This is a genomic window from Pontibacter populi (genome assembly GCF_019336435.1).
Lineage (GTDB): Bacteria > Bacteroidota > Bacteroidia > Cytophagales > Hymenobacteraceae > Pontibacter > Pontibacter humidus.
Genome location: NZ_JAHWXQ010000002.1, coordinates 496,338 through 509,486, shown reverse-complemented (window position 1 = coordinate 509,486; position 13,149 = coordinate 496,338). Strand labels below are relative to the sequence as shown.

Here is a 13,149-nt window from a genome sequence, read left to right as displayed (position 1 = left end):
GTTAAAAATTGATCTGTTCGATGATTACCAGCGCCAGGGCCAGTACTATGGCCAGGTAAAGCAGCCGTTTTGGCCAGTTATTTTTCTTAGCTTCCTGCTCGTCTCCGGTTTTGCAGCAATCTTTCATGATAGTGGTTTTTTTACTGTTACTACTTCATCCAACACCAAAACGCATGTTGGGATTTCATTTTGCTTTTATAGTTGGGGTTAGTCAGGCTGTCCAGATTATAGTTTAGTGCTGATGTCCGGCCATCGGGTCGGCTCCTTTTTTCAACACAAATTCGCTGTAAAGCAGGTACGAGCCCGATACTACTACTTTGTCGTTTTCTTTCAGACCGGAGAGTATCGCCACGTTGTCCGCGCTTTCTTCTCCTATCGTTACCATCTTTGCTTTAAAAGTGTCCTTGCCGGATTGCACCCATACATGCGCACCTTTTTCATCACGGATCACGGCATCGGTAGGCAGAGTTAAGGCAGTGTCGTTAGCGTTTTTAATCATAACGCTGGCCTGCATGCCCGGGAGGTACTGGTCGTTTGCATTTGGCAATTCGGCACGAAGAATAACTACCTGGCTTCCGGCCCTGAACTCCGGGCTTATGAAAGTTACTTTTGCCGTTACAGGCTCCTGCCCGAATCCTTCAACTGCAACCTTGATCAGCTCTCCTTCTTTAACACTTGCCACTTCCTGTGGATATAGTTCAGCTTCTACCCAGATCTTGCCCAGCTTGCCTAACCTGTAAAGCACACTGCCTTCGGCTACATACTGCCCTTCGGCGGCAGCAACTTCGGTAACTACGCCACTGGCAGGAGCCACAAACGTTACGCGGGGGCTAAGCTGTTCAGTTCTGGCAAGGGTACGGATCTGGCCTTCGGTTAACCCGTACAGCAGCAACTTCTTTTTAGCAGCCTCCAGGAACGAAGCAAACCTTGGATTTTCTTTCCCCAGTTCCTGGTTCTGCTTTAACGCCAGCAAATACTCGCGTTGCAGCGTCAGGAGTTCTTCGGAGTATAGTTCATACAGCGGCTGGCCCTTTTTTATAGTTTGCCCGTTCTCTTTCAGGTATAGTTTCTCCACGCGTCCGGCTGCACGGCTGCTGATCACATCAGTCTGCGTTTCGTCGAGTACCAGTTTGCCCGTAAGTATAGTGTTACTGCCAGCTGAACCGGTTTTGATACGCATTGTTTTAATGTTGCCGAGTGCTATCTGGCTTTCGCTCAGCATTAGCTCCCCGTTCTCTTTCCCGGATTGCGTTACCAGTACCAGGTCCATAAAGCAGATAGGACAGGTGCCGGGTTTATCCTGCACAATTTGGGGGTGCATCGGACAGGTATAGGTTGCCTTTTCACCTTCTACATGTGATTTTTCTTCCATCGAGCAGGCTGCTACAACTATAGCTACCAGCACGAAAAGTATGTTCAGATATCGTCTCATTTCAATTTTGAATTTTGGATGACTGAATAATTGAATAAATGGGAATCAGAATGTTCGGATTGGGAATCATCTATTCAATTATTCAAAAGTCAGTTATTCATAATTTAACTCTGTCAGTTACTGACTTTGATAAAGCTTTCACTATCAACCAGGAACTGTGCGTTGGTGGCAATTACATCTGTCTCTTTTAAACCGGAAATGATCTGTACTTCTTTGCCGGCATTGGTGCCTATAGTTACCGCCACGGGTTCAAAGCCGCCATCCGATTTTCTGAAAGCCACATGTTTTGTTCCAATATTCAGGACCGCCTCCCTGGGCACCCAAAGCGCTGAATCGGTTTTGTAGCTGGCCTCTCCGGTTACCAGTTGTCCCACCATCGCCAGTTTATTGCTGCCCGGCAGGTAAACGCGCACCTTTGCAAAATTCTCGCCCTCACTAAAAAACGGCTGAACGAAATCTACTTTGGCTTCCAGTTTTTCGCCGGGCAGTTGCGGGAACGAGATCACGACAGGGGCACCTTTTGTCAACGGGTTATTATCGCCGGCCGGCACATTAAACTCTGCCCATAGTTGCTCCGCATTTACCACACGTACCAGAGGCTGGCCAGCAGTTACATACATGCCTTCGCGAAGCTGTATAGTTTGCCCTGCTGGGGTAGTTGTAGTTGGTGTTGCTGCAGAGCTTGTTCCGCCCCCCATAGCATCCATTCCGCCTCCAGTGCCTGCTGCCGGCGCGGGAGCTGCATTTGCGTTTGGCGCGCTGGCATTCAGATCGATCACATAGCCATTATAAGGGCTGTAAACTGCAAACGTATAGCTCTCTTCGCCATTTCTGATCAGGCGGTTTATCTGCTCGTTCGTAGCACCCAGGTACTGTAGTTTTTGCCTGGCAGCCTGTATCAGTTGCTTGTCCTCCGGGGCAGACTGCACCAGGTACAACAGCTCCTTCTGAGCCGTGATCAGGTCCGGACTATAGATTTCCATTAACTTCTGGCCTTTGCGTATCGGCTGGAAATTATACTTCACAAACAGCTTCTCTATGCGTCCGCCAACTTTTGCTGGCACCGAATACACACGGCGTGGGTCATAGGTTATAACACCATCCATCTTTACAGTAGCCTCGGCTGTTTTCTGCTCAGGTTTTATAGTTGCGATGTTAGCAATTACAGTGGTATTAGTTGGTTTCAGCAAAAAGGCCAATTCTTCTGTAATCTCTACACCATCGCCGTGCGCCGTTTTGGGTACCAGATCCATGCCACAGATTGGGCAGGTGCCTGGCTTGTTCTGCACGATCTGCGGGTGCATCGGGCAGGTATATTCCGTAGCGCCTTCTGCATGGTTATGGTCTTCGCCGGAGCAGGCTGCTACAACTATAGCCAGCACCAGCAAAAGTATGTTCAGGTATCGTTTCATATTTAATTTTGAATGACTGAATAACTGATTTACTGAATAAAAATGAATGTTTGAAAGTGAGTTTTCCATTCAATTATTCAAAAGTCAGTTATTCAAAATTACTTCTCTATCTCTTTCTCATAGTTCACGGTCATCTGGTAGAGTTGCTGCAGGTTTTGCAGGTACTCCATTTGCGCCATGTTAAGGGCCTCCCAGGCATCGATCACTTCAGGTAACTGGGCATTGTTCTGTTCATAAGCCAGCATGGTCACATCATAATTCTTCTTCAGGGCCGGGATGATCTTGGCTGTGTATTTTTCGATGTGATGATGTAGCGCGTTAAGCTCCAGTGCCATATTTTTGGCCATGCCTTCCGCTTCGTTCAGCATGGCTTTTCGCTCGCGCTGCATGGCCTGTACTTCCAGGTTCATGGCTTTGGTATTGGCCTTATACATTTTAGAAGACCACGGCGCAAGCGGTATGGAGATCATGCCCATAGCGGTGTATTGTTGCGGCATCATCTTATCGCGCGGGTACATGTGGTCGAAACGCAGGCTGAACTCCGGCAAACGCTCTTTCTTCTCCATCTCCACACCCAGTTTCATCGATTCTATCGTCCTGTCGAGCTGGCGGATGTCGCTGCGGGCGCTGGCCAGGTAAGTAGAATCTACCGTTTGGTTGTGATGTGTGGGCAGCGTCACAACTATAGTTGTATCGATTTTATAGTTGGTAGTTTGCGGCATATCCATCAGTATATTGAGCTGGGTGTTCTGCTGTTTTATCTGCGTTGACACCATCTCCTGCATATTCTGTACTTCGTGCAGGCGGGCTTCGGCTTTGTAAATACTGCCCAGTTTGCCTTGGCTGTAAGGGTAGCGGATGCGAGCCACTTTCAGCATAAATTCCATAATGCGCTCGTTGTCTTTCAGCACATCCAGCTGCTTCTCCAGCACTACCCAGTTATAGTAGGCTGTTTTGGCCTGCGCACGCAGCTCATTATAGGTTACAGCTTTTGTAGCCTGCTCAATGCCTGCCTTCGACTGCATGTATTTTTCCTTGGCGCGCTGCTTTGCCGGGTTCGGTATACTTTGCTCAGCCGAGATCATGAGCGAACCCTTGTCGCTTTCATTCATCACTTCAGTACCCGGGTACGGCACCATATACACACCGCCGCCCACCATAGGCGCCATCCAGCTTTTTGCGCCTTCAGCATAAGCATCCATAGCCCTGGCGCGGTAGTCATACTGCTGCAGCATCGGGTTATTTTTGCTGATGCGCTGCAGTACGCTGTCCAGGGTCATAGTATGAGGTTGTTGCTGTGCCTGAGCCGGAACTATAGCCAGCAGGAAAAGCATAACTATAGCAGCCATTAAACCACCCCTCACCAGATTATAGTTACGGCAGGAATGCAGCTTTACTGGCTTAACCAAGCCAGGGGCCCAACTATAGTTTGTCACGAGCGAGGTCGCTCGCGTCATAAATATTTTCTTAATGCTTAACATCGTAGATATCCAGTTTGCCGTGTTTTCTTAATTCATATTCTTTCATTATCTCAAATACAACCGGAGTTACCAGCAATATGTGAATGGAAGAAGTAAACACACCCCCGATCAGCGGGAGCACAATAGGTTTCATTACATCGGTTCCAATGCCCGTCGCCCAGAGTATCGGAATAAGTCCGAACAGCGATACTGATACGGTCATGATCTTTGGGCGAAGACGTTTTACTGCACCTTTAAATACAAAGTCGCGGATGTCCTGTTTGGTTATGGTTTCGCTGGAGTTGCCTTTCAGTTCTACCAGTTGCCCCATGGCTTCATTCAGGTACACAACCATCAGCATACCTGTTTCTATGGCCATTCCAAACAACGCAATAAAGCCCACCGCCACTGCCACCGATAAATTCACGCCATAGAAGTAGACGATAAACACACCCCCAATCAGCGCAAACGGTATAGTTATCAGGCTGAAAAAAGCTTCTTTAATTGAATTGAAAGAGAAATACAGGATAAAGAAGATGATAAGCACCACCAGCGGAATGATGAGTTGCAGCGTTTTGGTAGCACGTACTTGGTTTTCCCATTGTCCGCTCCACTCCAGGTAATAGCCGCTTGGTATGCCGGTTACTTCATTGCTGATCTTCTCCATCGCTTCTTTCACGGTACTGCCCAGGTCGCGGTCGCGCACGTTAAAGAGTACGGCTCCACGCAGCTGTGCATTTTCAGAATTGATCATCGGCGGACCATCCGTAAAGCGTATAGTTGCCACTGAAGACAAAGGTATAGTTCCGGATGATGCTGTCTGGATCGGGATGCGTTGAATGCGCTCTATGCTGTTGCGGTATTCTTGTGCCAGGCGCACATTTATGGAAAAGCGCTGGCGACCTTCGATCGTATTCCCAATGGAAGTACCACCCAAGGCAGATTCCACGATCATGTTCACGTCATCTACCGTCAACCCATAGCGGCCAAGTGCTTCGCGGTTAATGTCGATCTCCAGGTATTTTCCTCCTGTAATTGGCTCTACGTACAGGTCATTCACACCCGGCACGTCGCGCAGCGCTGTTCTTACCCGCTCCGACACCGAGGCAATAGAATCCAGGTTCTGGCCATACACTTTCACACCCACATCGGTACGGATACCGGTTGCCAGCATGTTAATGCGGTTGATGATCGGTTGGGTCCAGCCATTTACTACACCAGGAATCTGTAGTTTTGTGTCGAGTTCGCGGATAATGTCCTGCTTGGTCATGCCTTCGCGCCACTCCGACTGTGGCTTCAGCATGATGATGGTTTCGATCATGCTGATAGGAGAGTTGTCGGTAGCAGTACTCGCCCGGCCAGCTTTGCCCAACACACTTTCAACTTCCGGCACCGATTTAATGATCTTGTCCTGCACCTGCAGAATGCGTTTGGCTTCGGCGTTGGAAATATCCGGCAGTGTTACAGGCATGAAAAGGATAGAACCTTCATCCAGTGGCGGCATAAATTCAGTGCCAAGACTGAATAACATGGGTATGGCAACCAACAGGGCAATTATATTAACGCCTATAGTGGTTTTGCGCCAGTTAAGGCACCATTTCAGCACAGGGCCGTACACACGTTCCAGCGCCCGGTTCAATGGGTTAGCATTCTCGCCTTTAACCTTCCCCTTCAGGAAAAAAGAGATGAGCACAGGTGTAAGCGTAATAGCTACAATGGCATCAACTATAAGTATAAAGGTCTTTGTCCAGGCCAGCGGTCCAAACAGCTTGCCTTCCTGACCGGTAAGTAAAAACACCGGCAGGAACGAGGTGATAACGATTATGGTACTCCAGAACACGCTTGGCCCTACCTGTTTGGCAGCCTTCTCTATGATCCGGATTCTTTCTTCTCTTGATAATTTCATTTTTCAATTTTGAATAATTGAATGTTGAATGACTGAATGGTTTTGTCATCTCGTCGGTAGGAGAGATCTTTATCAAATTCTAAATAGATTTCTCACTTTGTTCGAAATGACAGCTTTAGCTCATACACTTTACTCTTCTTCCATCCATTCTTTGCCTTTCTGGGCTTCTGCCAAATGCCGGTAAGCATTCTCTACCATTACAATGGCATCATCCACAATTACACCTATAGATAAGGCAATACCTGTCAGCGACATGATATTGGAGGAGATACCAAATGCGTTAAGCAGTATAAAACCGATGGCAACAGAAAGCGGCAACTGGATGAGTATAACCAAAGCACTTCGCCAATGGAAAAGGAACAGGAATACGATCACTGAAGCCACCAGCATTTCCTCTATTAGTGTCTTTTTGATTGAATCTATAGACTCATTGATAAGGCCGCTACGGTCGTACACAATGTTGAATTTCACGCCTTCCGGTAAGCCTTTGGCTACTTCGGTCATCTTCAGTTTTACATTGTCGATCACTTCGTCCGCGTTCTCGCCGTAACGCATCACCACTATACCACCTACGGCTTCGCCTTCACCATTCAGGTCAAATATACCCAGGCGGCTTTCGCCGGTCATTTGCACAGTGGCTACATCGCGCACCCGTACTGGTATGGTGTTGTTTGTAGCAATGGCAATGTTCTGTATTTCTTCAGCCGACTGTAAATAACCGGTGGTTTTAATAATGTAACCGATGTCGGAAAGCTCGAATTTGCGACCGCCGGCCTCGTTGTTATTAGCCCGAATGGACTGAATAACCTGCGGAACAGAGAGCTTATAGTAGGTTAGTTTGTTTGGGTCCAGCGTGATCTGGTACTGCTTTTGGAAGCCACCAAACGAGGCTACTTCACTGACACCTTTCACGTTTTGCAAACCGAATTTTACATACCAGTCTTGGATAGCGCGCTGCTCGCCCAGATCCATACCTGGTGCATCCAGCGTGTACCATAAGATGTGACCTACGCCAGTTCCGTCGGGACCAAGGGTAGGGGCAACTCCTTCCGGCAGCATATTGCCAACTGAACTAAGGCGCTCCAATACCCGCTCACGGGCCCAGTACACATCGGTCTCATCCTCGAAAATGACATAGATGAAGCTCATGCCAAACATGGAGCTGCCGCGCACATATTTCACCTCGGGCAAACCCTGCAGGTTAGTTACCAGCGGGTAAGTGATCTGGTCTTCGATGATCTGCGGGCTGCGGCCCATCCATTCGGTAAAAACGATCACCTGGTTTTCAGACAGGTCAGGAATGGCATCTACCTTGTTTGTCTGTACCGAATATAAGCCCCAACCGAACAGCGCCGCCGAAATTAGCAGCACGATATAACGGTTACGGAGCGAAAAGGAAATTAATTTCGCAATCATGTAAGTATAAGATTAACCTTATCAGGAAATTAAGGAAATGCAGCAAAGCAGCTGATGAAAGGGCATGCCAAACTATACAGTTTTGTCCGGTTTAACTATGCCAGGTAAAAAGACACAGCTACGCCAGCCAAACTATGGCATGGGTAAACTATAAGGTTATAGCAGGAAAGATTGCACCAGCACCGGTATGTCGCGGGCCAGTGGGGGAGACTCGTAAAGAGCGTAAGTTGGATTTTGATCGGCTTCAGGAGCGAAGAATTGCAGGATAACTACTTTTACAGCAGCTATGAATTTAATGTCCTGAAGTTTATGGAGTGTTATTGCCGTATGCTTTGAAGCAACATCAAAGCGCTTCATTATTACCTGATGATCCTGGCAGCAGGCTTTGTCGTCATCGGTTTGCTTAGGTGCATGGCATGCAGGCGTTTTCTCTTTTGCTGCTTCCATCGGGCAATCTGCCTTAGCCCCAAAGAAGGTAACATCGCGCAACTCACCACCACAGATATGCATACCCACAGCCACACCTGTCGAGGAGACAAGCACCAGCAATGTAAGTGTAAGCAGTAAGACCTGGCGGTATAGTTTCATGATTATGTTATGCCTCTTACAAAGGTAAGCCCGGTTTTGGATCTTTCCTTACATAAATAGCTAAAAGTTTTACAGAATTCCAAGTGAATGCATTCATTGGGTTCTGTTTCTCTTATTTAGTATAAGCTGGGCAGGTTTATTAAGCAATAAGAAGTTATCTGACTGATACTGAAATATGTCCAGTTACCAGTAGTTTTCTGGTATAGGTTGAAGTTATTAGCTCTAAAGGAATTAGAATTGTCTTCAATTCCTTTAGAGCTAAAGGTTATCATGCATTAATTCACCATTAATTTAATTGTCTCGACTCTTTTTGGAGTACGTAACCGGGCTATATACACACCTTTTGATAAAGCAGACTTCTGGAGTGTAAAATACTTGACTTCACCCTTAGTGGCGTGTCCGTCCTCTAAAATATGGATCAGACCGCCTTTCATATCGTGCAGTGTTAATGAATATGTTCCTTCATAAGCAGCCCTGAATTTTATAGTTGCAGTAGAAGAGATAGGGTTAGGATAAGCTATAAATTCCTTTTCCATAGCATCACGTTTTGTTTCTCCTGAAGGTGATGCAACTATAGTGGCTGAATTAGTTCTTAGGGCACTTATTTCTGATGCTCCAAGAGCAGAGTTATACACACGGGCATCATCAATGGCTCCTCTGAATCCATATACTCCGTCGCTTTGCGCACCAATGGCTAAGGGGAGGGAGTTGCTACTTATTGCTGGTTTCGAAGTAAGTACTTTAGATGCATGCTCTGTTCCATTAATATATAGTTTAATCACAGAGCCATCGTAAGTAGCTGCTATGTGCATCCAGGTCACTCCGTCGCTGGGGTAAAGCACCGTAGAATTGATTCTGTAAGAGTCTCCAGCCGATGCCTGGTTGATCCGGAAGAAAACATAGCCGCTACTTGCTAATGAAAGTTCGTAGCCATTGACTGTTCCGTTAGAAGATTTCTTGATGATATATTGTGTAGCTACTTTAGCTGGTCTTACCCATGCTGAAAGGGTAATAGTATTTGAAATATCCAAAGATGAATTATCTGCAACGGTAGCATACTGGTTTGAACCGCTTAGTAGTAGTGCTAAACCATCTTTTCCACTTATCCAGGTTGGTGTACCAGTTATTGTTGCATTATTGCCCACTCCGGAAGCATCTGTAAGTATGTTTCCACTCCCCTCGTTCATCTTCCAGTGGCCTACAAGTGCTGAAACAGGTGGCGTAGTTACCTCATTGCCTGTGCTGAAACTCCATACAGAAGACCATGCACTTACTCCCGCTTCGTTACCAGCTCTTATGCGCCAGTAATATGTTGTGTTATAGGCTAGGCTGTTTACTGTAACTGCCGTTGATGTGATGCCGCTTTGGCTAAAAGCTGTAGTTGAAAAAGACGAGGAAGTAGATACCTGTGCTTCATATGAATTTGCATTTGCTGAGCTATTCCAACTTAGGGAGACTGGAACCGCCATGTTAGTAGTTTGGTTGGCGGGGGCGGCTAATACGGGAGCAGCCGGAACTGTTTGAAGGGAGGAGCCATCTGTTGCAAGCACACCAACTGCCTGCGTACTGCTGGAAGCAAGTACAACTATATCTGTTGTGAAATTCTCTTTTGTACTCGTGGAGTTATTATAAGTACCTCCATCCAGCAATGTCATCTGGGAGCCGAACTGGATTGAAGAGGTAGGAGATTCTCTGTAGAGAATAGGCCCCCCGGTATCACTTGAAGTATAAACAACTCTAACTTTATCCAGTGCTTCATTCAATATAACTACAGGTCTGGTGCCTAAAGGTGCAACTTGATATAAATTATCCCAGCTACCTGATGTACGACGAACAAGCAAGGCTATTTCTGGATATCCTGTGACATCATATCCTGTTTTGACTCCACAATAAAGTACGCCATCTGCCCCTACAGACATGTTTAGATGATCATCAGCCATACCGTTACCTATATTTAAAGCTGACTGTGAAGCGGGTATTTCATCGGCAGACCACGTGGCAGGACTAGCTCCGTCGGTATGAGTTTTAAATCCGAACCGTTTCGCATTTTGGTTAGACCATAATATGCCAATTTTGCCCGGTAAAGCAATAACAGCACCTATGTCGTCGCTTGTTACGCCGGTGGCTATAGTAACAGGGGCGCTCCAGTTAGTATAGGGGGAATCACTCCACCTTGCGTGTATGGTGCTCGCTCCGTCAGAGGCAAGCCACATTCGCCCGGTCCCATCAATATCAATTGTGGCAGTCTCAACGCCACTTTCAAAATAAAGCCCTACTGTTGATGTTCTCTTTGACCAGAGTTGGTAAGTACCCAGGGCAGATAAATAGTCTACAGATACTATCTGTGAAGATCTGCCCTGAAATAACAAGATGTGTGCAACCTGGCCTACTATTTTACAATCGGCTTTCGAGGTAGTCTTAGTTGAGAGCTTAAGCACATTTGTCCAGGAGTTACCGTCTAATCTCCACAGAAACGTGCCGGATGCATTAGGTAAAACAGCCCAGTGCTTACCTGCATATTTCCATACTTTAGCCTGAGGCTTTTCGCCTGTACTTGTACTAATGGAAACCGGCTGTAATTTGGTTAAAGTAGTAAAACCCTGCGCGGCTACCGCAGAAGAGCCAGCGTCTGCAGCGAGCTGTTCCTTTGATTTTTCTTTATTCTTTAGATTTTCAGAAGTTGCCGGGGTTGTTGCTTTAGAATATGCCTGGCTTTCAGCCTTTGTTACAACTCCTGCTTTTCCAGGTATGCCGTCCTGTGGATTTTGCCATAGCTCTGGTACACTGCGCGAAGCGTGTGAAAAATGATTTAAGGTATAGGCATAAGCTGGATTAACTGATATAAAAAAGGGGACTATTAAGAAAATGAATTGTATATATTTTGACATACTTAGCTATTTATAGTTCTCAAACACGATTATTTCAAGTTACTGCATGCCTCCTTTTCTTTCAGCTGGCAGCCTGATATAAATTATATTTCATTGCCCGGTTTAATGTTTATAAATGGAGCAAAGGAATAAACGTTTGGAGTAAATAGTTATAAGTGGGATCTGTTAAGAAGTTGTATGATTTTATGTCTTATTATGGTTATATAACATAATAGTTAGTAAACTGTTAATATACCTTCGTAGATAGATGAAAGATGAATATGTATTTACAGGATATATTCAATTAATTCTCTTTAATAAGTTTTAGGTATCGGTTGTTAGTTGACGTATGGAGCTTTAAAATGTACAATCCGCGCGCAAGTGAATCACCATTAAATTCCAACGTGTTTTGTATAACAGCCCCTGATTTGCCTTTACCTACTGTCGCTACTTTAGCTCCTTTACTATCATATAAAACAAGTGCATACTCAGTTTCATGTTTGAAGTTAAAGAGAAGTGTGGATGTTACATTGAATGGGTTAGGGTAAGCTAAAAACATTTCTCTCATATTACAGATGTCTGTAGGATCAGGTATGTCAGATGCAAGTACTCCAACCAGATTGTTTTTATTTGAAGCTAATATAACCACCTCTGAGCCAACACTATCCTTACTACTCGTTACATCATTATAAAATCCTTTAATCAGCATTATAGGCTCCCTGAAAATAATGTCGGATGTACTTGACTCTTTATAAATGATATCTCCGCCTGGGTCATCCGAAGTATAAACCACACGTATTTTGTTAAGTTTTTCATTCAGCAGAACTATGGGCCTAGTACCTGTTTTTGTTACGTCATATAAGTCATCCCATTTGCCTGAAGGCCGGCGGACCAGAAGTCCCAGTAAAGGATAAGGCAATTTTTCAAATTCTAATCTAAATTCAGTTTTTATGGCACAATACAAGGTACCATCACTCGCAACAGCCATGTTAATATGATCGTTAGCCATGCCTTTACCTACATCTCGTGCAGCCTGTGAAGCAGGTACTTCGTCTTTTGACCACACAGTTGGGTTTGTACCATCTTCATGTGTCCTGAACCCGAACTGCTTCCTGTTCTGATCTGACCAGAATACACCCACTTTTCCGGGCAACGCAACCACAGCTCCTATATCATCTATGTTTATACCGGTTGCAAGGGTTATTGCCCCGCTCCACTCTGTATAAGGTGCATCACTCCATCTCACATTTATTTTATCCAGCCCATCTGATGCAAGCCACATCCGCCCGTTTCCATCAACATCTATAGTTGCTGTTTCCACATCAGCATCCAGCGTTATACTCACTGTTGCCGCCCTTGGTCCCCATAGGCGATAGCTGTTTGAGGAAGTGTTATACTCAAGAGAAACTAATTGAGAAGAAGTGCCCTGAAACAGCAGGATGTGCGTGACATTACCAATAACCTTACAATCGGCTTTAGAAGTGGTACTAGGAGATAGCTTTAGTTTTTTTGACCAGGATGTTCCGTTTAACTGCCAGAGGAAAGTGCCATCTGCATTAGGAAAAACAGCCCAATGTTCGCAGGCATATGTCCATACTTTAGATTGTGGCTTCTCACCAGTACTAGCAGATATAGCTGTTTTTTTTAAGTTTTCGACACTATTGAATTGTGCATGCAGATTTATTGAAAGCAGAACCATCCCGATTACAAGAAGGGTAAATTTTTTTATCATAGCCTATAGAATAATAATTGATAGCATTCTAAATAATATCATCAAAGCACGAAATTCTTACTAGGCTTTAACCGGAGCTAAACAAACAGCAGCGAGTAAACTTAATGTACTAGTATGGTAAGTTGGGGTGTATAATAAGAGGTGAATAATTAATCACTTTCTTTCAATTATTTACGAAATATCAATAATTATGATCGCTAATAGTTTATATTAATTTTTAGAATGTTTATATTTACCGTGTTCTAAAATCGTTCGTATAATAGCAGAATTTGTCCCTGAAAACATTAAGCAGGTTAAAACGGGAAAAGTATCCGGAAGAGAATGTAAATGTGTTGT

9 protein-coding genes are annotated in these 13,149 nt (G+C 45.2%); all 9 read right to left on the bottom strand.

Going from position 1 to position 13,149, the window contains the following annotated elements; genetic code table 11:
* Window position 1: 1 nt before the first annotated feature.
* Window positions 2-127, bottom strand: a complete 126-nt coding sequence (locus tag KYK27_RS18410) for a hypothetical protein (RefSeq protein WP_255532020.1) — start codon at window positions 125-127, stop codon at window positions 2-4.
* A 105-nt stretch (window positions 128-232) separates the two neighbouring features.
* On the bottom strand, window positions 233-1,432 hold the full coding sequence (locus KYK27_RS08710) for an efflux RND transporter periplasmic adaptor subunit (RefSeq protein WP_199109646.1): 1,200 nt from the start codon (window positions 1,430-1,432) through the stop codon (window positions 233-235).
* A gap of 113 nt (window positions 1,433-1,545) precedes the next feature.
* Window positions 1,546-2,844 (bottom strand): efflux RND transporter periplasmic adaptor subunit, encoded by a 1,299-nt coding sequence (locus tag KYK27_RS08705; protein WP_199109645.1) that lies wholly within the window; start codon window positions 2,842-2,844, stop codon window positions 1,546-1,548.
* 98 nt (window positions 2,845-2,942) lie between these two features.
* A complete protein-coding gene (locus KYK27_RS08700; protein WP_233150343.1) occupies window positions 2,943-4,301 on the bottom strand; it encodes a TolC family protein in 1,359 nt (452 codons plus the stop codon).
* A 10-nt stretch (window positions 4,302-4,311) separates the two neighbouring features.
* Window positions 4,312-6,210 carry an efflux RND transporter permease subunit gene (locus tag KYK27_RS08695; protein ID WP_199109644.1) on the bottom strand — a complete coding sequence of 633 codons (1,899 nt, stop codon included), beginning with the start codon at window positions 6,208-6,210 and terminating at the stop codon, window positions 4,312-4,314.
* A gap of 129 nt (window positions 6,211-6,339) precedes the next feature.
* Complete coding sequence (locus tag KYK27_RS08690) at window positions 6,340-7,626, bottom strand: efflux RND transporter permease subunit (protein WP_199109643.1); 1,287 nt, start codon at window positions 7,624-7,626, stop codon at window positions 6,340-6,342.
* 156 nt (window positions 7,627-7,782) lie between these two features.
* Window positions 7,783-8,214, bottom strand: coding sequence for an HYC_CC_PP family protein (locus KYK27_RS08685; RefSeq protein WP_199109642.1), 432 nt, complete (start codon window positions 8,212-8,214; stop codon window positions 7,783-7,785).
* Window positions 8,215-8,489: 275 nt separating this feature from the next.
* Window positions 8,490-11,102 (bottom strand): LamG-like jellyroll fold domain-containing protein, encoded by a 2,613-nt coding sequence (locus tag KYK27_RS08680; protein ID WP_199109641.1) that lies wholly within the window; start codon window positions 11,100-11,102, stop codon window positions 8,490-8,492.
* Between the two features lie 283 nt (window positions 11,103-11,385).
* Entirely contained in the window at window positions 11,386-12,813 is a 1,428-nt protein-coding gene (locus tag KYK27_RS08675; RefSeq protein ID WP_199109640.1) for a T9SS type A sorting domain-containing protein, read from the bottom strand.
* Between the last annotated feature and the right edge of the window lie 336 nt (window positions 12,814-13,149).